The 23,145-nt window shown below is 71.1% G+C and carries 20 protein-coding genes and 1 pseudogene; 10 read left to right on the forward strand and 11 right to left on the reverse strand.

Translation table 11 applies throughout. The annotated features are described in order from the left end of the window. Nucleotides 1-55 precede the first annotated feature (55 nt). Together nagA and ACFQ87_RS10525 are read left to right on the forward strand one after the other, a co-directional pair. Nucleotides 56-1,234: an N-acetylglucosamine-6-phosphate deacetylase gene (gene nagA / locus ACFQ87_RS10520; RefSeq protein ID WP_380610240.1), complete on the forward strand. Its 1,179-nt coding sequence runs from the start codon at nt 56-58 to the stop codon at nt 1,232-1,234. A 123-nt stretch (nt 1,235-1,357) separates the two neighbouring features. Continuing rightward, a complete protein-coding gene (locus ACFQ87_RS10525) occupies nt 1,358-3,052 on the forward strand; it encodes a ricin-type beta-trefoil lectin domain protein (protein ID WP_380610241.1) in 1,695 nt (564 codons plus the stop codon). 90 nt (nt 3,053-3,142) lie between these two features. Here the strand turns inward: ACFQ87_RS10525 and ACFQ87_RS10530 are convergent, their stop codons facing one another. From ACFQ87_RS10530 to ACFQ87_RS10540, 3 genes are all read right to left on the reverse strand, one after another. Further along, entirely contained in the window at nt 3,143-3,991 is an 849-nt protein-coding gene (locus ACFQ87_RS10530; RefSeq protein WP_380610242.1) for a carbohydrate ABC transporter permease, read from the reverse strand. Next, entirely contained in the window at nt 3,988-4,857 is an 870-nt protein-coding gene (locus ACFQ87_RS10535; RefSeq protein WP_380610279.1) for a carbohydrate ABC transporter permease, read from the reverse strand. Before ACFQ87_RS10535 ends, ACFQ87_RS10530 begins: the two co-directional genes overlap by 4 nt. 140 nt (nt 4,858-4,997) lie before the next feature. Then, nucleotides 4,998-6,257: an ABC transporter substrate-binding protein gene (locus ACFQ87_RS10540; RefSeq protein ID WP_380610243.1), complete on the reverse strand. Its 1,260-nt coding sequence runs from the start codon at nt 6,255-6,257 to the stop codon at nt 4,998-5,000. A gap of 435 nt (nt 6,258-6,692) precedes the next feature. Between ACFQ87_RS10540 and ACFQ87_RS10545 the strand changes: the two genes are divergently transcribed. The 4 genes from ACFQ87_RS10545 to ACFQ87_RS10560 are packed head-to-tail and all read left to right on the forward strand — an operon-like array spanning nt 6,693 to nt 10,331. Next, a complete protein-coding gene (locus ACFQ87_RS10545; protein WP_380610244.1) occupies nt 6,693-7,565 on the forward strand; it encodes an SIS domain-containing protein in 873 nt (290 codons plus the stop codon). Continuing rightward, on the forward strand, nt 7,562-8,476 hold the full coding sequence (locus ACFQ87_RS10550; protein WP_380610245.1) for an ROK family protein: 915 nt from the start codon (nt 7,562-7,564) through the stop codon (nt 8,474-8,476). Before ACFQ87_RS10545 ends, ACFQ87_RS10550 begins: the two co-directional genes overlap by 4 nt. Then, complete coding sequence (locus tag ACFQ87_RS10555; RefSeq protein WP_380610246.1) at nt 8,473-9,432, forward strand: 1-phosphofructokinase family hexose kinase; 960 nt, start codon at nt 8,473-8,475, stop codon at nt 9,430-9,432. Before ACFQ87_RS10550 ends, ACFQ87_RS10555 begins: the two co-directional genes overlap by 4 nt. After that, the gene (locus ACFQ87_RS10560; RefSeq protein WP_380610247.1) at nt 9,423-10,331 is read left to right on the forward strand and encodes a ketose-bisphosphate aldolase; all 909 of its coding nucleotides are present in this window, start codon (nt 9,423-9,425) and stop codon (nt 10,329-10,331) included. The genes ACFQ87_RS10555 and ACFQ87_RS10560 overlap by 10 nt, the downstream gene beginning before the upstream one ends. A 159-nt stretch (nt 10,332-10,490) precedes the next feature. On the opposite strand, the gene ACFQ87_RS10565 is transcribed toward ACFQ87_RS10560, so the two are convergent. The 3 genes from ACFQ87_RS10565 to ACFQ87_RS10575 all read right to left on the reverse strand — a co-directional run bounded on the left by ACFQ87_RS10565 (nt 10,491) and on the right by ACFQ87_RS10575 (nt 13,183). After that, a complete protein-coding gene (locus ACFQ87_RS10565; protein WP_380610248.1) occupies nt 10,491-11,714 on the reverse strand; it encodes an NAD(P)/FAD-dependent oxidoreductase in 1,224 nt (407 codons plus the stop codon). An 8-nt stretch (nt 11,715-11,722) separates the two neighbouring features. Further along, nucleotides 11,723-11,917, reverse strand: a complete 195-nt coding sequence (locus tag ACFQ87_RS10570) for a ferredoxin (RefSeq protein ID WP_380610249.1) — start codon at nt 11,915-11,917, stop codon at nt 11,723-11,725. A gap of 66 nt (nt 11,918-11,983) precedes the next feature. Continuing rightward, nucleotides 11,984-13,183 (reverse strand): cytochrome P450, encoded by a 1,200-nt coding sequence (locus ACFQ87_RS10575; RefSeq protein WP_380610250.1) that lies wholly within the window; start codon nt 13,181-13,183, stop codon nt 11,984-11,986. A 204-nt stretch (nt 13,184-13,387) separates the two neighbouring features. Between ACFQ87_RS10575 and ACFQ87_RS10580 the strand changes: the two genes are divergently transcribed. After that, nucleotides 13,388-14,089, forward strand: coding sequence for a response regulator transcription factor (locus ACFQ87_RS10580; protein WP_380610251.1), 702 nt, complete (start codon nt 13,388-13,390; stop codon nt 14,087-14,089). Nucleotide 14,090: 1 nt separating this feature from the next. Further along, nucleotides 14,091-15,518: a sensor histidine kinase gene (locus ACFQ87_RS10585; RefSeq protein WP_380610252.1), complete on the forward strand. Its 1,428-nt coding sequence runs from the start codon at nt 14,091-14,093 to the stop codon at nt 15,516-15,518. Nucleotides 15,519-15,705: 187 nt separating this feature from the next. Here ACFQ87_RS10585 and ACFQ87_RS10590 read toward each other — a convergent pair whose 3' ends face one another. The 3 genes and pseudogenes from ACFQ87_RS10590 to ACFQ87_RS10600 form a co-directional block, all read right to left on the reverse strand. Continuing rightward, nucleotides 15,706-17,652, reverse strand: coding sequence for a glycoside hydrolase family 5 protein (locus tag ACFQ87_RS10590; protein ID WP_380610253.1), 1,947 nt, complete (start codon nt 17,650-17,652; stop codon nt 15,706-15,708). A gap of 238 nt (nt 17,653-17,890) precedes the next feature. Continuing rightward, nucleotides 17,891-18,031: a hypothetical protein gene (locus ACFQ87_RS10595; RefSeq protein ID WP_380610286.1), complete on the reverse strand. Its 141-nt coding sequence runs from the start codon at nt 18,029-18,031 to the stop codon at nt 17,891-17,893. A gap of 110 nt (nt 18,032-18,141) precedes the next feature. Beyond that, a pseudogene (locus ACFQ87_RS10600) lies at nt 18,142-18,240 on the reverse strand (DUF993 family protein); the annotation flags it as partial. 551 nt (nt 18,241-18,791) lie between these two features. Between ACFQ87_RS10600 and ACFQ87_RS10605 the strand changes: the two are divergent. Further along, the gene (locus ACFQ87_RS10605) at nt 18,792-19,172 is read left to right on the forward strand and encodes a transglycosylase SLT domain-containing protein (protein ID WP_380610281.1); all 381 of its coding nucleotides are present in this window, start codon (nt 18,792-18,794) and stop codon (nt 19,170-19,172) included. A 135-nt stretch (nt 19,173-19,307) separates the two neighbouring features. On the opposite strand, the gene ACFQ87_RS10610 is transcribed toward ACFQ87_RS10605, so the two are convergent. After that, on the reverse strand, nt 19,308-19,832 hold the full coding sequence (locus ACFQ87_RS10610) for a DUF6114 domain-containing protein (protein WP_380610254.1): 525 nt from the start codon (nt 19,830-19,832) through the stop codon (nt 19,308-19,310). 70 nt (nt 19,833-19,902) lie between these two features. Then, nucleotides 19,903-20,694, reverse strand: a complete 792-nt coding sequence (locus ACFQ87_RS10615) for a DUF6230 family protein (protein ID WP_380610255.1) — start codon at nt 20,692-20,694, stop codon at nt 19,903-19,905. 917 nt (nt 20,695-21,611) lie between these two features. Between ACFQ87_RS10615 and ACFQ87_RS10620 the strand changes: the two genes are divergently transcribed. After that, complete coding sequence (locus ACFQ87_RS10620) at nt 21,612-23,096, forward strand: sugar transferase (protein WP_380610282.1); 1,485 nt, start codon at nt 21,612-21,614, stop codon at nt 23,094-23,096. The last annotated feature ends 49 nt before the right edge of the window (nt 23,097-23,145 follow it).

Here is a 23,145-nt window from a genome sequence, read left to right on the forward strand (position 1 = left end):
CATTACACGGCCTTGCGCAACGCGATCGCGCGGCCGTGCAACGAAGGGTGATCGCATGACCACCGAGGACCGTACTGCCCTGGCCGGCGCCCGACTGGTCCTGCCCGGCGGCGTCGTCGAGGGCGACCGGATCGCCGTCCAGGGCGAGCGCATCGCCGGCTTCGGTGGTGTGCCCGAGCCCGGCGACCTGGACCTGACCGGCCACACCGTCGTCCCGGGCTTCGTCGACCTGCACGTCCACGGCGGCGGCGGCGCCTCCTACGCCTCCGGCATCACCGAGGAGGCCCTGCTCGCCGCCCGCACCCACCTCGAACACGGCACCACCACCACCGTCGCCTCCACCGTCACCGGCGAGATCGACGACCTCGCCCGCCAGGCCCACGTCCTCTCCGAACTCGTCGAGGACGGCGTCCTGGCCGGCATCCACTTCGAGGGCCCCTTCATCTCCCCGGGCCGCTGCGGCGCCCACCGCCCCGACCTGCTGCGCGACCCCGACCCGGCCCTCGTCCGCAAGCTCGTCGACGCCGCCCGCGGCCACGCCAAGATGGTCACCCTCGCCCCCGAACTCCCCGGCGGCCTCGACTCGGTACGCATGCTCGCCGACCTCGGCGTCATCGCCGCCGTCGGCCACACCGACTCCGACTACGCCACCACCCTGGAGGCGATCGACGCCGGCGCCACCGTCGCCACCCACCTCTTCAACGCCATGCCCGGCATCGCCCACCGCGCCCCCGGCCCCATCGTCGCCCTCCTCGAAGACGAGCGGGTCACCGTCGAGCTGATCAACGACGGCGTGCACCTGCACCCCTCCGTCCTCGACCTCGCCTACGGCACCGCCGGCGCCCACCGCGTCGCCCTGATCACCGACGCCATGGGCGCCGCCGGCATGGGCGACGGCCTCTACCCCCTCGGCCCCCTCCAGGTCGAGGTCACCGACGGCGTCGCGATGCTGTCCGACGGCAGCTCCATCGCCGGCTCGACGCTCACGCTCGACCGGGCGTTCCAACGAGCTGTGGTCGTCCACAAGTTGACGCTCAACCAAGCAGTGGAGTCGCTGTCCGCCACCCCGGCCCGCCTGCTGGGCCTCGGCGACTCCATCGGCTCCCTGGAGACCGGCAAGCTCGCCGACCTGGTCGTGCTCGACTCCGCCACCTACGACCTGGTGGCCGTGATGCGCCGCGGCCAGTGGGTCCGCGGCGGCGGCCGGTTCACGGCGGTGCGGCGCGGCCGGTGAAGCCCGGACTGGCCAATTCTGCTCAGATTTGCAATCTTTGCCAGCTGTCTTGACATAAATACACAGCGACAGTGCACTTGGTGCGCACTTCTCGTCAGCATCCCCGACGCAAGGAGCTCACCCGTGCACCTCTTCCGCACGTCCCGGCGCCGACTCGCGGCCGGCGCGCTGTCAGCCGCGTTACTCGCCCTGTCGCTGACGTCCACGACCGCACACGCCTCCCCCACCGCGACCTCGGGTGACGGCAAGCCGCTCGCCGTGACCCCGCCGATGGGCTGGAACGACTGGGCCCACTACCAGTGCGGCATCGACGAACAGACCATCACCGGCAACGCCGACGCCCTGGTCTCCACCGGCCTCGCCGCCAAGGGCTACACCACCGTCACCGTGGACGACTGCTGGATGTCCACCACCCGGGACGCGAGCGGCAACCTGACCGCCGATCCGGCCAAGTTCCCCCACGGCATGGCCTGGCTCGGCTCCTACCTGCACACCCGCGGGCTGAAGTTCGGCATCTACGAGGACGCCGGCTCCACCACCTGCGGCGGCTACCCCGGCAGCGGCCTCGGCACCAACGGCGAGCCCGACCACTTCGCGCAGGACGCCACCACCTTCGCCTCCTGGGGCGTCGACTACCTCAAGCTGGACGGCTGCAACCTCTACACCGCCCCCGGCCGGACCCAGGAGCAGGCTTACCGCCAGGCGTACGACGCACAGGCCGCCGCGCTCCGTGCCTCCGGCCGCGACATCGTGTTCTCCGAGTCCGCACCCGCCTACTTCCAGAACGGCGAGTGGGGCAGCCAGAGCTGGTACGACGTGCTGTCCTGGGTCGGCCAGGACGGCCAACTCTGGCGCGAAGGCTACGACATCGCGACCTACGACACCGCCCACCCGACCGCGAGCCGCTGGTCCAGCGTGCTCGGCAACTACGGCTACAACCGCTGGATCGGCTCCTTCGCCTCCCCCGGCAGCTGGAACGACCCCGACTTCCTGATCGCCGGCGACGGCGGCCTGACCGACGACGAGGCCCGCAGCCAGGTCGCCCTGTGGTCGATGATGGCCGCCCCCATGATCCTCTCCTCCGACGTCTCCCAGCTCACCCCCGCCGGGCTGGGCGCGCTCGGCAACACCGATCTGATCGCCCTCGACCAGGACCCGCAGGGCCGACAGGCCGGCGTCGTGTCCAGCACGTCCGCCGCCGACGTCCTGGCCCGGCCGCTCGCGAACGGGGACCGCGCGGTCGCGGTGCTGAACCGCACGAACAGCGCGCAGACCCTCAGCGTCCCGCTGGCCACCGTCGGCCTGCCCGGCTGCACCGTCACGGCCAAGGACCTCTGGACCGGGAAGACCTCAACCACCTCCACGACGCTGAGCCAGACCGTCCCGGCCCACGGCACCGCCGTCTGGCGGCTCACCCCCGGCACCGGCTGCGGTGCGGCCGTCCCGACCGGCCAGTTCACCGGCAACGGCGCCAGGTGCATGGACGACAGCGCCAGCGGCACCGCGGACGGCAACCCGGTGATCCTCTACGACTGCACCGGCAACGCCAACCAGCGCTGGACCAGGAACGCCGACGGCACCGTCCGCACCCTCGGCAAGTGCCTGACCGCCAACGGGACTTCCGCCGGAAGCGCCGTGGTGCTCAGCACCTGCACCGGCAGCGGCCCCCAGCAGTGGACCGCCACCCCGGACGGCACGCTGACCAGCTCCGGCCTCTGCCTGGACGCGACGGGCGGCAGCACCGCCAACGGCACCAGGTTGGAACTCTGGGCCTGCGGCAGCCACCAGGCCAACCAGTACTGGTCACTTCCGGTCTGACGCGGCCACGGCGTCGAAGGGCGGGACCGAGACGGTCCCGCCCTTCCTGCGACGAGGGTGTCCGACCGGGCGACTGCCGGGCCGGTACGGCTACTTGACGGAGCCTGCGGTGAGTCCGGAGACGACGTGCCGTTCGATCACCGCGAAGAGCACGACCACCGGCACGATGGCCACCAGCGAGGCGGCGAACACGTAGTTCCACTGCACGCTGTAGGCGCCGATCATGTTGTTGATGCCGACGGTGAGCGGTTGCCGGTCGGGCGAGTTGGTCAGGGTCAGGCCCATGATGAACTCGTTCCAGGCCGAGATGAAGGTGAAGATCACGGCGGTGACCACGCCGGGCAGCGCGAGCGGCAGGGTGACCCGGAACAGCGCGCCGATCCTGCTGTTGCCGTCGATCATCGCGGCCTCCTCCAGCTCCATCGGGATGGAGCCGATGTAGGCGCTGAGGATCCAGATCGCGAAGGCCAGGTTGAAGGCGGCGTTCGCGAGCACCAGGACGATCGGGGTGTCCAGCAGGTCCAGCGCGTAGAACTCGCGGTACAGACCGACCTGCAGGGCGGTGGGCTGGAACATCTGGGTGACCAGCACCAGCAGCAGGAACGCCTTGCGGCCGCGGAAGCGCACCCGGGCGGTGTAGTACGCGGCGGGCAGGGCGACCAACAGCACCAGAAGCGTCGAGCCGCCGGCCACCAGCAGCGTGATCTGCAGGTTCTGGCCGAGCGTGGTGTCCGTCCAGACCTTGGTGAACGAGGACCAGTCGAAGTGCGTCGGCAGGTAGGAGTTGTCGCGCAGCTGGTCGGCCGGGCGTCCGGCGGTGATCAGCATCTCGACGTACGGCAGCAGGAAGAGCGCCGCGAGCGCCCAGGCCAGTGCGGTGAGCAGGACGGTCCGGGCGCGTGGCCGGCGCGCCACCGGCAATGCCTGAAGGGTGGTCATCGGTTCTCCTCCCCGTTCCAGCGGCTGACCTTGAGGAAGACGATCACCATGAGGATCACGACGGCGAAGTTGACCACGGACATGGCGGCGGACTCCGCGACGTCGTACCCGCGCAACATGTACATGAACACGGTGGTGGTGGCGGTGTCGGCGTTCGGGCCGCCCTGGGTCATGCCCCAGATGACCGGGAACGAGTTGAAGACGTTGATCAGGTTGATCACCAGGCCGACCAGGAAGGCCGGGCGCAGCAGCGGCAGGGTGACCTTGCGGTAGGTCTGCCAGGGCGTGGCGCCGTCGACCCGGGCGGCCTCGTAGACCTCGGCGGGGATGGTCTGCAGGCCGGCGAGCAGGGTGTAGGTGGTGAACGGCAGTGAGACGAAGACGGCGACGAAGACCAGCCAGGGCTTGGCGTGGGCGGCGTCGCCGAGCCATGCCTGCGGATGGTCGATCAGGCCGAGGTCGAGGAGCAGCCGGTTGGACACTCCCGCGACCTGGTCGAGCATCCAGCGGAAGCCGATCGCGGTCATCAGCACGGAGGCGGCCCAGGGGGCGATCAGCGCCCACCGGGTGACGCGGCGGCCGGGGAAGTTCTGGTTGAACAACTGGGCCAGCGCGAGTGAGATCAGCATGGTCAGGCCCACGACGGCGACCGTCCACACGGCGGTCCAGGCGAGGACTGCGGACAGCCGGGGATCGCTGAAGAGCTTGTGGTACTTGACCAGGCCGGCCGGGCCGTGGTCGGTGCCGGTGGTGTCGATCCTGCGCAGCGAGGTGCTGACCATCTCGACGACCGGCCACACGACCACGCCCAGGATGAGCAGGACGGCCGGGGCCAGCCAGGGCAGCGGCCCGAGCCGTGCGAACAGGGAACGGTGCCTGACCGCCGGGCCCGCAGGCGGAGTCGACGGACCCGTCGTCGACGCCTCCGGCCGGGAGCCGTCGTCCGGCCGGACGTCCGAGGTACTGGTGGAGGACACGGTGTGCGTTCCTCGTACGGTCGCCCGGGTCACTCGCCGGCCTGCTGGGCGGCCTGCTGGAGCGCGTCGAGGGACTTCTTCGGGTCGCCGAGCGCACTGCCGATCTGGGTCTTGATCTGTGCGGAGACGGCCGGCCAGGTCGGGTCGCTGAGCGGGTAGAAGGTGGCGCCGGGCAGGACCTGCAGGAACGGCTGGAGGCCCTTCTCGTCCGGGTCGGCCTGGAGCTCGGTGAGGGCGGACTGGGTGACCGGCATCAGGCTGTACTGCTTGTCGAACTTCACCGTGTTGTCCTTGCTGTAGGCGAAGTCGAGGAAGGCCTTGATCTGGTCCTTGTGGCCGCCCTTCTTGAAGGCCATCACCCAGTCGGCGACGCCGAGGGTGGCCTTGCCGGTGCCGTCCTTGCTGGGCATGGCGGTCCAGGTGACGTCCATGGTCTTGACGTCGTTCAGCTGGGTGGGGATGCCGTTGAGCATGCCGACCTTGCCCGACGCGAAGTCCTTCGCGAGGTCCGTGCGGTTGACGGAGGCGGGGCTCTGCTCGGTCAGGCCCGCGTCCGCCCAGCTCTTGAGCTGGGTGAAGGTGTCGATGTTGGCCTGCGAGTTGATGGTGTACTTGCCCTTGGCGTCCTGGTACCCGCCGTGGTTCTCCAGCATCCAGATGAACGACTCCCCCTGGGCCTCCTCCTTGCCCAGCGGCACGCCGAGCGGGATCTCCACGCCGGCGTTCTTCAGCGCGGTGGCGGCGGTGGTGAGGTCGGCCCAGGTCTTCGGCGGGTTGGCCGGGTCGAGGCCGGCCTTCTTGAAGAGCGCGTTGTTGATCAGGAACATCCGGGCACTGGAGACGAACGGGATCCCGTACTGGGTGCCGCCCTGTTCGCCGGCGTGCGCCATCGCGGGCAGGAAGTCGGCGGCGGTGCTGTCGGAGAGGACGTCCCGGGCGGGGTAGAGCTGGCCGTTCTTGGCGAAGTCGGCGTAGCCGCCGGTCTGCAGGATGTCCGGCTGGTTGCCGTTCTGCACCATCGTCTTGACCTGGGTGTCGAGGTCGTTCCAGTTGATGACCTGCAGGTCGACCTTGATCTTCGGGTTCTGCTGCTCGAAGGCGGAGATGACGCCCTGCCAGTAAGCCTGACTCGGGTTCTGTCCGTTGGAGCCGTAGTCGGCGGCGACGAACTTGATCGTCGTGACGCCGTCGGCGGAGGTCGAACCGGAAGCCGAGCCCTTGCTGCACCCCGACAGTGCGAGCGTTCCGGCCACGGTGACCGCCGACAGGGCGAGAAGACGCCGCTTCATCTCTGATACCGCCTTTGCAGCTGGGGCCGACCCAGTGGCGGCCCGGGTGGGGGATGGTGCGACGTGCACAAAAGTGCGCCATGCGATCGACGTTTGCGCAATATCGAGCACTCGCGTCGAACAGAGTGTGCACTGCCACCATCTCGGCAGACCAGCCGCGTTACCGAAGCGTTGCAGTCGGTTCACCGGGGGAACGTGAGGTGCTCCGTCTACGGCGGCACTGCTCCGTCTACGGCGACGCCACGACGAAGGCCGGCGGGCCCGCCCGCCCGCACGGCCGGCTTGGCGATTCAGCACTCATCAACGTCTCAGGATTACTCATTGCTCATAGATGACCATTTGAGCTATGAATAGCTCAGTTTCACGCAGAAGCTTGCAGCATGCAGCGCACCGCCGGGCCGGATCGACGCCCGAGCCAAACCGAGGAGAGCCCTGATGAGCCACGTCGAGCGGGAGATCGCCAGCCAGCCGGAGTGCTGGCGCAAGGCCCTGGAGCTGAAGCCCGTCGGACTGCCGGAGCGCGGCGAGCGGGTGGCCGTGATCGGCTGCGGCACCTCGCTCTACATCGCGCAGGCGTACGCGGGCCTGCGCGAAGGCGCCGGGCTCGGAGAGACCGACGCCTTCGCGGCCTCCGAGTTCCCGGCCGCCCGCGAGTACGACCGCGTCGTCGCCATCAGCCGCTCGGGTACCACGACCGAGGTGCTGGCCGCGCTGGAGCGGTGCGGCACGACACCGACCGTCGCGCTCACCGGCGACCTCGCCACCCCGATCAGCACGGCCGCCCGGCACGTGATCGACCTGGAGTTCGCCGACGAGAAGTCGGTCGTCCAGACCCGCTTCGCCACCACCGCGCTGGCCCTGCTGCGCGGCCACCTCGGCCTCGCCCCCGCCGACCTGGCCTCGCACGCCGAGCGGGCACTGGCCGCCACGCTGCCCGAACGGTCCACCGAGGCAACCCAGTTCACCTTCCTCGGGACGGGTTGGACGGTCGGCCTGGCGAACGAGGCGGCGCTCAAGCTCCGCGAGGCGTCCGGGTCGTGGACCGAGTCGTACCCGGCGATGGAGTACCGGCACGGCCCGATCAGCGTCACCGGCCCGAACAGCGTCCTCTGGTTCTTCGGCGAGCCGCCGACCGGACTGGTCGACCAGGTCAAGCCGACCGGCGCAGCGCTGTCGGTCAGCGCCCTGGACCCGATGGCCGACCTGATCCGCGCACAGCGGCTCGCCGTCGAGCTGGCCAAGGGCCGCGGCCTGGACCCCGACCAGCCGCAGGGCCTCACCCGCTCCATCGTGCTGCCCCGGCCATGAGCACCACCGCGATCGCCCTCGACGTCGGCGGCACCTACATCAAGGGCGCTGCGGTGGCCGAGGACGGCAGCCTGCGCCACACGCAGCGCTGGTTCACCCGCGCCGAGCGCGGACCCGAGGCCGTGCTCGAAACCGTCCTCGACTGCGCCGCCGAACTCGCCGAGCGCTTCCGCCCGGCCGCCGCGGGCGTCGCGGTGCCGGGCATCGTCGACGAAAGGGCCGGCATCGCGGTGCTTTCCGCCAACCTCGGCTGGCGCGATGTGCCCGTCCGGCACTGGATGTCCGAACACCTGGGCATCCCGGTCGCGTTCGGGCACGACGTGCGGGCCGGCGGGATCGCCGAGGCCAGGGCCGGTGCCGGCCGCGGCAGCCGCAACTTCCTCTTCGTCCCCGTCGGCACCGGCATCGCCGCCGCCGTGATGGTCGACGGACGCCCGCTCACCGGCAGCCACACCCGCGCCGGCGAGCTCGGCCACCTGGTGGTCCGTCCCGGTGGCGAGCCCTGTGCGTGCGGTGCCCGCGGCTGCGTGGAGAATCTCGCCTCGGCCGCCGCCATCGCCCGCCGCTACGCCGCCGCCACCGGCGAGCCGGACGTCACCGCCCAGCAGGTCGCCGAGCGCGCCGCAGCCGGGGACCGGACAGCCACCGCCGTCTGGCAGGAGGCCGTCGACGCGCTCGCCGACGGCCTGGCGGGCGCGGTCACGCTGCTCGACCCCGAGCGCGTCGTGATCGGCGGCGGCCTAGCCCGGGCCGGCGAGCCGTACTTCGCTGCGCTGCGCGAAGCGCTGGCCGACCGGCTCACCTTCCAGGCGGTGCCCGAGGTCGTACCCGCCGAACTCGGCCAAGAGGCAGGCTGTTTCGGAGCCGGGCTGCTCGCCCAGGACCTGCTGGGCGCGGGAGCGGCGGCGTGATCCTCACCGTCACGCTCAACGCGGCGTTGGACATCACCCACCACCTGGACCGGTTGCGCCCGCACGGCAGCAACCGCGTCCGGGCGGTGGCCGAACGCGCGGGCGGCAAGGGCGTCAACGTCGCCCGGGTCCTGCACGCCCTCGGCCACCCGACCGCCGTCACCGGCCTGGCCGGCGGCCTCACCGGCCGGGCGATCCGCGCCGAACTCGCCGCCGCCGGACTGGCCGACCGGATGCTGCCGATCCCGGGTGAGTCCCGGCGGACGGTGGCCGTGGTCGAGGAGAGCGTCGGGGACACCACGATCCTGCTCGAACCCGGACCGGTGGTGGGCGTCGAGGAATGGGAGCACTTCGTCAACCACCTCGACACGCTGCTACCGGACGCCGCCGCGGTGGTCCTCTCCGGCAGCCTGCCGCGCGGTGTCCCCCAGGACGCCTACGCCCAGTTGCTCCGGCAGGCGCACGCGCACGGCGTCCCGCCCGTGCTCGACGCCGACGGGGCGGCCCTGCGCGCGGCGCTTCCGGCGGGCCCGGCCGTGATCAAGCCGAACGCCGACGAACTCGCCGCCGTCACCGGCCTCACCGACCCGGTGGCCGCCGCCCGGGCGCTGCACGCCGCCGGAGCGGGCGCGGTGGTCGCCTCGCTCGGCGCCGACGGCCTCATCGCCGTCACGCCGCACGGGAGTTGGCGCGCCCGCGGACCCGAGCGGCTGGCCGGCAACCCCACCGGCGCCGGCGACGCCGCGGTCGCCGCGCTCACCCTCGGCCTGGTCACCGGCACCCCCTGGCCCGACCGGCTGGCCGAGGCCGTGGCACTCTCCGCCGCCGCCGTCGCCGCACCACTCGCGGGTGACTTCGACCCGGCCGTCCACCGGGCCCTGCGGTCCCGCGTGGACGTCCAACCCTTCGCACCCTTCGCACCCTTCGCAGCTGAGGAGCCCGACCCGTGCCCCTGACCGGAACCGGCGCGATCACCGCCGCAGCCGACGCAGATGCCGATACCGATGCCGATGCCCATGCCGTGCGCGGCGTCGGCGCGTTCAACGTCATCCAGCTCGAACACGCCCAGGCCATCGTCGCCGGTGCCGAGGCCGCCGGCGCCCCGGTCATCCTGCAGATCAGCGAGAACGCCGTCCGCTACCACGGCGCCCTCGCCCCGATCGCCGCCGCCACGCTCGCCGTCGCCCGTGCCGCGCAGGTGCCGGTCGCGGTCCAACTGGACCACGCCACGTCCGTCGAACTCGTCCACGAAGCAGTGCAGTTGGGCTTCACCTCGGTCATGTTCGACGCCTCCGTGCTCGCCTATGAGGACAACGTGCGCACCACGGCCGAGGTGGTCGGGCACTGCCACGCCGCCGGCGTCTGGGTCGAGGCCGAACTCGGCGAGGTCGGCGGCAAGGACGGCGTCCACGCACCCGGCGTGCGCACCGACCCCGCCGAGGCCACGGCGTTCGTCGCCGCCACCGGCGTGGACGCGCTCGCGGTGGCCGTCGGCACCTCCCACGCCATGCTCACCCGCGACGCAGCCCTCGACTTCGAGCTCATCCGAAGGCTGCGCGCAGCCGTCCCGGTCCCGCTCGTGCTGCACGGTTCCTCCGGCGTGGCGGACGAGGACCTCGCCGCCGCCGTGGACGCCGGCATGACCAAGGTCAACATAGCCACCCACCTCAACCAGGTGTTCACCACCGCCGTCCGCGAGGCCCTGGCCGACAACGCGCGGCTGGTCGACACCCGCCGCTACCTCGGCCCCGCCCGCACCGCCGTCGCCACCGAGGTCGCCCGCCTGCTCGGCGTGCTGAAGGCGACACTCCCCACCGGCGGCCCCGGCCACGACCGCCACCCACAGCCGAACTGAGAGAGGCAGCCCCGGTGGGTGGGTCCACCCACCGGGGATGCCTCTCAGCAGCAGGCCGAACGGAGCGCCGGAACACAGACCGGCCGCATCCGGACCGCAGCCGACCTCCGCGTCAGCGGCCTTCGCGCGGTGCAGCCCGACGGCGTAACTGTGCGCGGATCAGGGCGTGTTCGCCTCCGTCACGGCCCACTCCTCCCGGCCGCTGTCCGCTCCTACGGCGTAGGGGTCGGCGATCCGCTTGCGGTGCTGGAGCAGCGCGCGTGGGCTGTTCCAGCCGAGGGCACCCACCACGCGGCCGTCCGAGCGGTAGAGGGCCACGAATCTGCCCTCCTGCGGGTCGCCGTCGACCAGCTCGACCTGGGAGTCGGCGGGGGCCCAGCCATGGATCTGGATCTTGGTGTCGTACTGGTCGGTCCATCCGAAGGGGGTGGGTGTGAAGCGGGTGGCGCCATCCGGTCCGGCGAGAAGGTTCTTGGCGGCGGTGACGGCCTGCTGGGTGGCGTTGGTGCGTTGTTCGAGGCGGACCCGGCCGCCTGCCGCGGGATGCGGCCAGTTGGCGACGTCTCCTGCCGCGTAGACGCCGGGCGCGGCTCGGCAGGTGCGGTCGCAGAGGACCCCGTCGCCCAGCGGGATCCCGGAGCCGGTCAGCCAGTCGGTGGCGGGCACCGAACCGATGGCGACGACGACCACGTCGGCCGGCAGGCGGGTGCCGTCGTCGAGCACCACCGCGGTGACCCGGCCGCGCTCGCCGGTCAGGCTGGTGACGCGGCGCCGCAGGTGCAGGCGGACACCGCGTCCGCGGTGCAGTTCGGCCACCAACTCTCCTACCCGTGTTCCGACCTGCCTGGCCAGCGGGGTGGGTTCGACATCGACCAGCGCGACGTCGAGGCCGAGACCGCGCGCGGTGGCGGCGATCTCGCTGCCGAGGAATCCGGCACCGATCACCACGAGCCTCGGCCCGGCGAGGAGCTCCGCTCGCAGGGCCAGCGCGTCGTCCACGGTGCGCAGCACGTGCACACCGGCCAGATCGTGGCCGAAGGGCAGGCGGCGGGGACGCAGCCCGGTGGCGATGATCAGTCCGTCGTAGCCGAGCCGCTCGTCATCGGCCAGGGTGACGGTGCGGGCGATCGGGTCCAGTCCGACCGCCCGCCAGCCCAGCCGCAGGTCCATCTGGAGCCGTCGGAGGTCGGTCGCCGGGCGCAGGGTGGTTCGGTGCGGTTGCCGGTCACCGGCCAGCACCTGCTTGGACAGCGGTGGCCGGTCGTATGGCAGGTGCGGCTCCTCGCCGACCATGGTCAGCGTGCCGGTGAAGCCCTCGCGTCGCAGGGTGTCGGCCGCCGTCAGCCCCGCGGCGGAAGCGCCCACCACGACGATGCGGTCCATGGCAGGCACTACTCGGCCACCGTGATGGCCATGGCGGGGCAGCTGGCGGCGGCATCCCGCAGCCGGGTTGCCAGCTCATCCGAGGGGTTGGCATCGAGCAGGACCACGATGCCGTCCTCCTCTCGCTGGTCGAAGACCTCGGCCGCGGCGAGCACGCACTGGCCGGCTCCTACGCACCTGTCCTCTTCTACGGTTATCTTCATCGGTCTTGGCTCCGTGTCGGTGTGGTCGGTTCGGGATGCGGTGATCCACCGCCGTGGTGGTGTCGCCTACCACGTCACGGGCAGCTCGTGGACGCCGTAGACGACCATGTCGTCGCGCATCGGCACCTCTTCCACGGGCACTGCCAGCCGCAAGGTCGGGAACCGGTCGAACAGGGCGGAGTAAGCGGCCTTCATCTCGACCCGGGCCAGCTGCTGTCCGAGGCACTGGTGGATTCCGTGGCCGAACGCCACATGCGGGCTGTACGGGCGTGCGACGTCCAACTCGTCGGCGCCGTCGGGGAACTGGTCCGCATCACGGTTCCCCGACGCGACCGCGGCGACCACCGTCGTGCCGGCCTTGATCCGGTGGCCGTTCAGTTCCAGGTCCTCCCGCGCGGTGCGGCGGATGCCGAACTGAATGACGCTGAGGTAGCGCAGCAGTTCCTCGACGGCACCGTCCAGCAACGACGGGTCGGCCCGCAGGGCCTCCAACTGTTCGGGGTTGCGCAGCAGGCACATGGTGCCCAGCGCGATCATGTTGGCGGTCGTCTCGTGCCCGGCGACCAGCAACAGAACGCCGACACCGACCAGTTCCTCGTCCGAGAGCTCACCGGAACGCACCAGACCGCTCAGGATGTCGTCGCCGGGCTCGGCCCGCTTGGCGAGCACCAGGCGGTGCATGAACTCCCGCATCTCCAGCTGCGCCCGCCGGGACTCCTCCGGGTCGCCGTCGACCTTGAGCATCATGGCCGAACCCCGCTGGAACTCCTCCCGATCGGCGTAGGGCACACCGAGCAGCTCGCAGATCACCAGCGAGGGAATCGGCAGCGCGAACGCGTCGACCAGGTCGACCGGGCCCGTGGCACCGGCCATCGCGTCCAGATGCTCGGCCACGATCCGTTCCACCGCCGGGGCCAGCTGCTGCATCCGGCGCACGGTGAACTGGCCGGTGAGCAGCCGCCGGAACCGGGTGTGCTCCGGCGCGTCCAGCATGATGAACATTCCCGGGGCGGGCGGCGGCACCGGTACGTTCTGCGGCTCGGCTGCGCCGATCCGTACCGTCCGGCGCTGCGAGCTGAACCGCGGGTCGGACAGCACGGTCCGGATGTCCGCGTACCGGGTGACCAGCACGCCGGGGAGGCCGTCGGGCAGGGTCACGTCCGCGATCGGGTTCTGCTCCCGCAGCGTCCGGTACTCCGACGGCGGGTCGAAGGGGCAGCTCCGCGCCAGGGGCTGCGTCCCGCTGATGGGCTCGGTTCCGGTCATGAGTGCGTCCTTTTCTCCTCGACGTCCCCCGTGCTTCGAGCCAACCCGACGCTGCTGACCCCGCCCGGTCGACAACCTGACCGTTGCCTGACAGCGGGCGATCCGGGCGCGTGGAACCCGGGAGCGCCGCGGCGCGTTGTCGCCGTGGACAACGCGATCTTGTGATGGGTACCTGCTATGCACTCCGCTTCGTCGGCACACGGTTTGCCGCTGCTCCGAGGGGCCGGGCAGCGGCTGTTGGTGGTGGACGACGACCCGATGCTCTCGGAGCTGCTGGAGACCACCCTGGGCCTTGCCGGGTACCAGGTGGTGACGGCGGACAGCGGCGCCGCCGCCCTGCGGGCCTACCGGGCGACGCCGGTGGACCTGCTCGTGCTGGACGTGATGCTGCCCGACCTGGACGGCTTCGCCGTCTGCCGGAGGCTGATCGAGAGCGGGGCACAGCTGCCCGTGCTGTTCCTCACGGCACGGGACTCGGTCGAGGACCGGGTGGCGGGCCTCGCCATGGGTGCCGACGACTACCTCACCAAGCCGTTCAGCGTTCCCGAACTGCTCGCCCGGGTGCACGCCCTGCTGCGCAGAGCCGGTACGACGGCGGGGCCCGCTCCGGTCCTGCGTTTCGCCGATCTCACCATGGACGAGCGCAGCCGGCGGGTCCACCGCGGAGACCGCCTGGTCGGCCTGTCGCCGACCGAGTACCGGCTCCTGCGGTACCTCCTGGTCAACGCCGACCACGTGGTGTCGAAGGACCAGATCGCGCACCACGTCTGGCAGCACCGTTTCAGCGAGGGTGTCGTCGAGAAACTCGTGTCCCGGCTGCGGGCGAAGGTGGATCTCCAACCGCCGGCCCTGATCCACACGGTGCGCGGCTTCGGCTACAGCCTTCGACTGCCCGAAGGCGACTGACGTGGCCCGGGCATGGCGCGGCTCACTGCGGGCGCGGCTGATCGCGGGGGTCATCCTGCTCGCGGCCCTGGGCATGGTCGCCGTCAACGCCGCTTCGCTGATAGGCCTGCGCCTGTACCTCATAGAGGCCGCGGACGCCCAGCTCGACCGGGCCCGTACCGCGATCCAGCAGAACCTCGCGAGCCGGACCACCCCGATCAGCGCGGCCGGCCTCAACTCGCTGCTGCCCGGCGGTTCCTACCTCGCGCTGCTCGACCAGAACGGCGCAGTGGTCGCACAGACGGCGGCAGGAGACCTCGACGGCCGCCCCATACCGCGCCCCGACCTGCCCGCGCCGGTCCCCGCCGGGTTCGCCCGGCACGCCGTCACGGTCTCGGGCCGTGACGCACCCACGGTCAGGTACCGCACCCTGGGCTTCCCTGCCGGTGCACCGACGGAGGTCCGGACGGCACTCGACGCACCCCCCGCGACGTTCAGCACCGTCGTGGCGGCCACGAGCCTCGGGCCCAGCGAGGACATCCTGTACTGGCTGATCGGCGCCGATGCGATCGCGACCCTCGCCGTGCTGATGGGGATCGCCCTCCTCAGCCGCGGCGTGCTGCGGGTGAGCCTGCACCCGCTTCGGGACATGGCCGCGACCGCCACCGCGATCGCCGACGGTGATCCCGGCCAACGCATCCAGGTCGCCCGGCCCGACTCCGAGCTCGGCGAGGTCGGTACCGCCCTCAACCGGGCGTTCGACGAGCGGCAGCGCTCCGAGGAACGGCTCCGGCAGTTCGTGGCCGATGCCTCGCACGAACTGCGCACCCCGCTGACATCGATCAGCGGATGGGCCCAGCTGCACCTGCACGGACTGGCCCGCGACCCCGTGCTGCTCGAACGAGCCATGGTGCGGATCGAGAGCGAGGCCGCCCGGATGCACGCCATGGTGGAGGAACTGCTGCTGCTCGCCAGGCTCGACCAGGGCCGCCCGCTCGCGAGATCTCCGTTCGATCTGGGCCGCCTGATCACGGACGCCGTCGCCGACACCCGCCTCCTCGCCCCCGACCGGCCGATCGCCCTGAACGTCCGGGGCCGGATCACGGCCTGCGGCGACGAGGAACGGCTGAGGCAGGTGCTGCGCAACCTGCTGAACAACGTTCTGCGGCACACCCCTTCGGGAACGCCGGCGGCCGTGATGGCCCGTTCGCTCCCCGACGGCGCCGTAGAGCTGGCGGTCACCGACGAAGGTCCCGGCATGGACCGTGAGACCGCGAGCCGCGTGTTCGAGCGCTTCTACCGTGGCGACGAGGCCCGCGGTCCCGGCGGCGCCGGACTCGGCCTCGGCATCGTCAAGTCGATCGCCGAAGCGCACGGCGGTACCGTCTCGGTCCGCACGGCACCAGGACAGGGCACCACCTTCACCGTGACCCTGCCCGCCGCACGGTGAGCCGCCCGCACCGACCGGTCAGCCACTCGGTCCCGGGATTCATCCGGGATTCATACGGCGGGCCTACGGTTGACGAGCGGATGACCCGGAGCGAATCATGGCCCCACCGCCCGGAGTTCACGCTCCACCCTGGAGCGGGCAGCCCGGCCGTCGAGTCGGCCGGGCTGCCCTACCCGGGATCGCGCGCTCAGCCGAGCGGGCGGCAGAGCAGGACGTCCGGGACGCCGTAGTGGAGCCAGCGCCAGGTGTAGGCGACGCCCGCGACGTACTCGTCGGAGGCGCACTGGCCCTTGTAGTAGCCCGGCGCCCAGTCGCTCGCCGCGGAGTCGGAGCCGGTGGAGGCCGACGGGCGGTTGTCGGCGTGGTCGAACCAGACGTCGCGGCCGGTCAGCGGCAGCTTCGCGGCGGACGGGGCGCACAGCAGGGCGGACATGGCATTGCCGTGCACGGCGTATCCGACGGCGAAGGTGTTGTCCGGGCACTGCAGCTTGTTGTAGCCGGACGCCCAGTCGCCCTCGGTGACGTACCGCTCGTCGCTGACGGTCACCCAGTCCCCGGCGCCCGTGGCCGGCTCGCCGGCGTCGGTGCACAGGCCCCGGCTGTCGCTGCGGCCGAGGCCGATCAGGCGCTCACCGTCGGGGCAGTTGCCCTTGCGGTTGCCGCCGCTCCAGTCGGGCAGTGCCGTCATGCGGGCCGACACGTTGTAGTCGCCGTGGTCCAGGTTGAGCTGGTTCCAGTGCGCGGACGTCGCGACCTGCCCGGTGTACGAGGGCGCGTTCACCAGCTTGTTCCAGTCGGCGGCCCGCCAGTCGCCCTGGTCCTCCAACGACAGCTGCCCGCCGTTCGCGTCGTACGAGAGCAGGGCCCAACTGTCCTGCGGTACACCGCCGTTCTGCCAGCCGACCAGCGGCCAGACGGCGAAGTCGGTGTCGTTGGCGACCAGGATGTCGGTGAACTCGCGGAACCAGGCCTGTTCCTTGGCGTCGGTCGAGCCGCGCCCGCCCGCGCCGAACTCGCTCACCCACACCGGCGCCGTGAAGTGCTGGCCGGCCTGCGTGACGAACAGCGCCTCCTGGTTGACCACCGAGGCCAGCTGGTCCGGCGTGAAGTCCTCGTAGCGCGGGTCGCTGGTCGAGCCCGGGCCGCTGCCGGCACCCGTGTTGGCCGGTCCCGTGTAGGCGTAGAAGTGGGCGGCGTAGACCAGCTTGCCGGAGTTGATCAGGGTGTTGGAGAGCGTGGCGACCGGGGTGAGCATCGGGCGGCCGTGGGAGAAGAGGGCCGACGGGATGCCGTACCAGTTGATGCCCTCCATGATGATCAGCATGTCGGGGTCGGCCTGGAGGATCCTGTTGCCGGCCTCCTCGAAGGCGGCGTTCTCGTCATGGCTGTCGCCCATGCCCCAGTTGGGGTCGTCCCAGGTGTCGCGGCGGACCTCGTTGCGCAGGTCGGCACCGACGACACGCTTGTCGGCCTTGTACCGGTTGGCCATGAACACCCAGTCGTCCTCCCACTGCTGGGTGCTCTGACCGCTGTTCCAGCGCTCGTTGCCGTCCAGGCCGCAGCAGAACCGGTAGCTGGTGGTGTGGTTGTTGAGGATCACCGCGAAGCCGTCGGCGGTGAGCGCCGCCACCACGGCGTCGAAGACCTGCAGCGGGGTCTTGCCCTTGAGCTGCGGATTGGCCGTCACCGCCATGTCCGGCACCGTCGAGGTGTCGTGGATCAGCGCGTTCGCGAACGGCAGCCGGATGCTGTTGATCCCCAGCCGGTGGAACCCGTTGAGGATCTCACCCATCGGCGCGCGGTCCAGCCCGAGCGGGAGGTTGTACGAGACCTGACCGGCCTGGTTGTTCGCGGGGTCGGTGGTCGAGCCGCTGCCCTCCCAGGTCCCCTGCGCTCCCGCCCAGTTGCCCGACTTCAGCTTGAAGCGGTTGCCGGAGGCGTCGACGATGTACCGGCCGCGGGTGCTGAGCGGGCCGTCCCAGGAGGCCGCCAGCTGGGCGCCGGTCAGGACAGTGGGCGCGGCGGCGGTGGCCGTGGTGTCAGCCGATGCCGTCGCGGCACCCCCGACGGTTGTCGTGGCGAACGCGAACAGGGCTGTTCCCGCCGCCAGGGCGCGGATCAGAGGTCGTCTCATGGTCATTCCCGGACGTGGTGGTGAGGGTGGGGTGCGCGCATGCGCGGGCCTGTCGTCGGACTACCGAGGACGCGGTCCGACAACAGGCCTGAGGTGTTCATGGTAGGGGCGGAGCATGCGCCCTGTCAGGAAGGCGGCTGCCGACGCCGGTTGGCGCTCGCGGTGCAGCCCCGGACGATCGGCTGGGGGCTGCCGCGGCTGGTGCCCGGGTCGTCCAGGCACCGGCCGGACCGCGTGTTCATCGGGGTGCCGTCGAGGCGGCGAGCTGCGCCCCGGCCCGGTGGAGCCAGTGGGCGGCGTTGCCCCGGGCCTCGGCCTGGCCGCCGGCCAGGCCCGTGAGGGTGACCGCCCGGGGGTCGGCCGATTCTCCGGCGACCACCTCGCACCGGACACCCGCCCGGTCGGCGCAGGCCGGTGCCGCCGTCGGTGGAGGCGGAGCCGCCGAGCGCGATCAGCAGCCGGTCGGCTCCCTGGTCGAGGGCGGCGGTGGTCGGTCGCCTCGTCGAGGTCCCGCGAGCCCCAGTAGCCAGCCGGCGCCGGGTCGAACATCTCCCCCAGCCAGTGCAGGATGACGGGCTGACGAGCCTCAGACCCGCAGGGGCCTGCCGACGTTCCCCCTGGTGGTACCGGTCTTCTTCAGAACGTGGGCGACGTGCTTCCCAACCGTCCGCGGGGCGCGCATCCGCCTGTGACGCGGGCCTCAGCCAGGGAAGATCGCCTGCACCCAGAGCACGGACGGCGAGTCGGCCAGTAACGGACAAAACGGGCAAACACTGACATAAACCGTGATCCCGCTCACACCCGAAACCCTCGACGACCGGCGATAGTAGCCGCCCCCGAGGCCCCAGATCGCGACATCCGCCCAGCTCAGAGCAGTCACCGACCGTGCAACCGCCCCGCGAACCGACCCCGCGAACCCCCGGAGTACGACAGCCGATCGTAACAAGAGGGTCTTGTCGGAAACCGATCCCACCTGGCAACAATTGCTGCACCAAGCCCCACCGGCTCCTGTCCCTCCGGTGAACGGCTCACCGCCACCTCGCACCCCACGACCGTTCGGCCCCTGTCCGGCCACGGTCCACCACGGGGCGCGACACGGCCCAACCCGATTGAGGTCCAGGTCTATGCCCGCTATCAAGATGCGAATGCGCACCTCCGCCGCGATCTTCGCCGGCGCCGCCGGTCTGACCGCCCTGGGTGCCGCCGTGGCCCCCACCGTCGCCTCCGCCGCCGACGCCTCCCCCCAGGCCATCGCCGCCCAGATGGTCCCGGCCAACCAGCTCGCCTCCTTCAGCCAGATCATCTCCCACGAGTCCGGCTGGAACGTCACCGCCACCAACCCCAGCTCCGGCTCCTACGGCCTCGGCCAGGCCCTGCCCGCCTCCAAGATGGCCTCCGCCGGCGCCGACTGGAAGACCAACCCGCGCACCCAGATCAAGTGGGCACTGGACTACATGAACACCCGCTACGGCAGCCCCAACGCCGCCTGGGCCTTCTGGCAGAACCACCACTGGTACTAAGCCGCCCCCTCGGCCCACCCCAGCACCACACCGCGACCTTGACCCCCCGCACCCTGGGGGCCGGACAGGGACCACCAGGATGACCCCGACAGGGCCCGTGCCCGCGCAACCCGCGTGGCACGGGCCCTCTCGCGCTCACTCCGAAACCCCCGACTCCACCAGGCCACCACTGTCACGCCCGCCGCCATCACCCTCCGCGCCGAGCGCGTCACCACCAACACCGCGACCACCACGGACCTCCGGGCGCAAGGAGGGTGGAGCCCAGGCGCAGGCCAGCGAGCCGCCGATGAGCCCGGGCAGCACGCCCAGGAAGAAGCCGCCGAAGTTGGCGACCGGCACGGAGAGCAGTGAGAGCAGGATCGCGGCGACCCCGGCGAAGATCCGCAGCTGCTCCTGGAGCCAGAGCGTGACACCCAGCGTGATCAGCAGGCTCCCGATGAGGAGTGAGCCCGCGCCCGCAGTGGTGGAGAGCGCCAGGCCGAGACCGCCCAGGCTGAAGTGGGCGTAGGGGAAGGGGAAATAGAGGATCGGCAGGCCGCCACCGAACGTCAGCAGACCGGCCCAGAAGGGGCGGGTGCCGCGCCAGACCCGGAACTCCCACCGGGCCGTGGCGATCGCCTCGCCCGGCCGGGACCACGGGACCGTGGCTTTCTTCCACACGTGGCGACTCCCTGTGCTGTCAGTGCGATTGAGGCGGATCACCGGGGCATCGGGTCAGTGGGCCGACGGATCAGAAGCACTCGTCAAGACCGCGCACCAGCGACACGCCCAGTCCGGGAACCTCGAAGCTGCCGGCCGCCACCGCGACCGCGGTCACCCGCACGTCGGTCAACTTGATCGAACTTGCCTGCTGAGCCGGGCTGTTGGGGTTGAAGAAGCGCGAGTCCCGATCGCCCCTGCTGACTTCGCCCTTGGTGAGCGCTCCGGCGGCGACCCCGATGTCGAGGCGATGGGCGCTCGACTGGTCGGCCGCCAGGTGCTTCGCGTCGATGAAGAACTCCTTCGCGGTGGCCGGCCGCTTGTCGCCGGTGAGCCGCAGCGTGAAGGTGCCGAGCACCGGGATCGGGAAGACGGCGGACTGGCAGAGCCCGCGGATCGTGGCGGACTCGAACCCCGTGACCATGACCGGCACCGGGTCGTGCTCGCGGGTGAGGTCCACCGTGCCGTACAGGCTGAAGCCTTCACCCTGGAGTTCGTCGGCGAAGAGCTTGAACTCCTCCCCGGAGATGAGGAACGACGCGGCGAGCGCGTTCTGGGCCACTCCGACCACGAGGGCCGCGGTGGCCGCGAGGCACGGCAGCAGGATGACGGCGAAGCGCTTCCAGCGGGTCCTGCCGAAGCGTTGCGACATGCCGTCCCTCTCTGAGGTGGACCATGGCTCCCGGGCGCCCGTGCGACCGGCGGGGAGCAGGCGCACGGGACACCGCACCGACTGCCCGGGATCGAAAAAAGACCAGACACGGCCGATCATGCGATGCAGGAAATGGCTCCGCAAACCATTCACGCCCACACTGACGACCATGTCGCCGCAGATCACTCCAGCGGCCCATCGGCCACGGCACCGGGGCTCACCGATCAGCACCGGTGGAACCAATTGGATCATCCGATTGGCGGAGTCGAGAGCGCCGAGGCGATGCCCTGGTGACCGATGGGAAGGCGACGAACCCCGCGGTCCCAGCCGGCACAACAGCCCCGAACACGGGGTCCACGCGGCGGCCGGCCACCCCGCTTCGACCGGCCCGCCCACCGGCTCCCCGACGTCGGCGAACACTGCTTCAACCGGCTCGGACAATGGTGCGGCCCGACCACCTTCCACGACAAGACCACAAGTCCTACGGCCCGCCGACAACGGCGGGACGCCTCGGGACCCCGGTGCCGGCAGCCCGGAGAACTCTCGTCATCACAGGTCACAAGGCACGTCTTCGCCTTCGAGGCACCCGCCGGCAGTGACCGTCCGGTAGGTCCGACTCCAGATCTCGAGCACGTGTTTCACACATCCCCCACTTTGGACGGCCCCGATGCTCTACATTGATTTTCGCTTCGCACAGTTGGACGCGAGGCGACAGATGATGATCTACAGGTCCGGCGCTGCGGACAGCCGGTAGTCGCACCCCCGCGGCAGACGTGGGGGTGGTCAAATCCTTGGCGCCCGAGACGGGCCTCGAGTGTGGAGAGCAACCGTCGACGGTTTCCCGCGCACCTCGGGACTCCGGCAGGGCATGCGAGTCCGCCGGCGCCCGGGTGGGATGTTCAAGTACTGCTGCAATGAACCGGTTTGCCATTCGCAAGGGGGGGCGGGGCCTCCCGGAGACAGGAACAGCGCGGCACGGGAGGCGGGGCCTCCCTAGGGGAGGAACAGGTGCGGGAGGCGCGAGCCTCCCGGGGGGAGGAACCGTGTGGAGCGAACACGTCGAACCCACTGGTGACCTGGAGGGGGCTGTGGAGCAGGGGGAAGGAGAATTAGTCAGCCCGTTTCTACCGGCGCGGGGGCGTCCGAGGAACGGGACAATCAGCCGGTCCGAGCTCGACTGGGAGCAGCAGTACCGCCGTACTGTGATCATCAGCGATACCGTGGCCACCGCCTTCGTGGTAGCGGCGATAGGCGGCTTCTTCGGGGTTCGGGACGCGGCCAACTGGCACGAGAAATGGGGAATCCTCGCCTTCGGCACCGAGCTGCTGGTGCTGGGCGCGCTTGCGATGACCCGGTCGTGGGCTCAGGCCGTGCTCGGCCAGGGCGCCGAGGAGTTCCGCCGGCTCGGGCGCGCACTGTTCACGGCGGCCGTCGTACTGGCGCTCGGCGGGATCGCCCTCACCTCGCACAACATCAAGCTCTGGATCTTCGTCGCGATCCCGGCGATCACGGTCGTCGCCATGACCGAGCGGTATCTGCTGCGCCTCTGGCTGCACAAACAGCGCAACGTCGGACGGTGCCTGCGCCCGGTGCTCGCTGCCGGGAGCCCGGCCACCGTGCGCGACCTGATCGCCCGGACCCGCAAGTTCCCGCACCTGGGCTGGCGGGTGGAGGCGGTGTGCACGCCGTACGATCTCGGGCCGGGCGGTGACCGACTGGACGGAGTGCCGGTCGTCGGCCGACTGACGGACGTCGCCAACCACGTCCGCCGCGACGGCTACCGCGTCGTCGCGGTCACACCGGACCCGCACTGGACACCGGACCGGCTGCAGCGGCTGGCCTGGAACCTCGAAGGCGGCGACGCCGAGATGGTCGTGGCGCCGGTGCTGATGGAGGTGGCCGGCCCGCGGCTGCACGTCGACGCGGTGCTCGGGATCCCGATGCTGCGGGTCAGCATGCCGACCTTCACCGGGGGCCCCCGGGCGGTCAAGGAGGTCGTCGATCGGCTGGGCGCCGCGGTCCTGCTGATCCTGTTCGCGCCGCTGATGGTGCTCGTCGGGCTGCTCGTGCGGGTGGACAGCCGGGGCGGGGCGTTCTACCGGCAGCACCGGGTCGGCAAGGACGGCCGCGAGTTCACCCTGGTCAAGTTCCGCACCATGGTCGTCGGGGCCGACCGCGCACGCGCCGAACTGGCCGACCGCAACGAGGGCGCCGGCCTGCTGTTCAAGCTCCGCCGGGATCCGCGGGTGACCCGGGTGGGAGGAGTGCTGCGCCGGTACTCGATCGACGAGCTCCCGCAACTCCTCAACGTGCTCACCGGCTCGATGTCGCTCGTCGGTCCGCGGCCTCCGCTGCCGGAGGAGTCCGCCGCGTACGGACCGGACATCCGGCGGCGGCTGCTCGTCAAGCCCGGGCTCACCGGCCTGTGGCAGATCAGCGGGCGCAGCGACCTGCCGTGGGAGGAGGCGGTCCGGCTGGACCTGCGGTACGTGGAGGACTGGTCGCTCGCCCTTGACGCGGTGATTCTCTGGAAGACGCTGCGTGCGGTGCTTCAGGGGCAGGGGGCCTACTGATGGGTGGGGGGCGTCGTCAGATCGGCGCGCGGATGGCCGGCCAACAGGG

The organism is Kitasatospora sp. NPDC056531 (assembly GCF_042794375.1).
In the GTDB taxonomy this organism is placed as follows: Bacteria; Actinomycetota; Actinomycetes; order Streptomycetales; family Streptomycetaceae; genus Kitasatospora.

Bases quoted from the DNA above. Each gene is read 5' to 3' on its own strand.
- nagA (WP_380610240.1), top strand. From the start codon at position 56: ATGACCACCGAGGACCGTACTGCCCTGGCCGGCGCCCGACTGGTCCTG.
- ACFQ87_RS10530 (WP_380610242.1), bottom strand. From the start codon at position 3,991: ATGACCACCCTTCAGGCATTGCCGGTGGCGCGCCGGCCACGCGCCCGG.
- ACFQ87_RS10540 (WP_380610243.1), bottom strand. From the start codon at position 6,257: ATGAAGCGGCGTCTTCTCGCCCTGTCGGCGGTCACCGTGGCCGGAACG.
- ACFQ87_RS10545 (WP_380610244.1), top strand. From the start codon at position 6,693: ATGAGCCACGTCGAGCGGGAGATCGCCAGCCAGCCGGAGTGCTGGCGC.
- ACFQ87_RS10550 (WP_380610245.1), top strand. From the start codon at position 7,562: ATGAGCACCACCGCGATCGCCCTCGACGTCGGCGGCACCTACATCAAG.
- ACFQ87_RS10565 (WP_380610248.1), bottom strand. From the start codon at position 11,714: ATGGACCGCATCGTCGTGGTGGGCGCTTCCGCCGCGGGGCTGACGGCG.
- ACFQ87_RS10570 (WP_380610249.1), bottom strand. From the start codon at position 11,917: ATGAAGATAACCGTAGAAGAGGACAGGTGCGTAGGAGCCGGCCAGTGC.
- ACFQ87_RS10575 (WP_380610250.1), bottom strand. From the start codon at position 13,183: ATGACCGGAACCGAGCCCATCAGCGGGACGCAGCCCCTGGCGCGGAGC.
- ACFQ87_RS10590 (WP_380610253.1), bottom strand. From the start codon at position 17,652: ATGAGACGACCTCTGATCCGCGCCCTGGCGGCGGGAACAGCCCTGTTC.
- ACFQ87_RS10605 (WP_380610281.1), top strand. From the start codon at position 18,792: ATGCGAATGCGCACCTCCGCCGCGATCTTCGCCGGCGCCGCCGGTCTG.
- ACFQ87_RS10615 (WP_380610255.1), bottom strand. From the start codon at position 20,694: ATGGTCGTCAGTGTGGGCGTGAATGGTTTGCGGAGCCATTTCCTGCAT.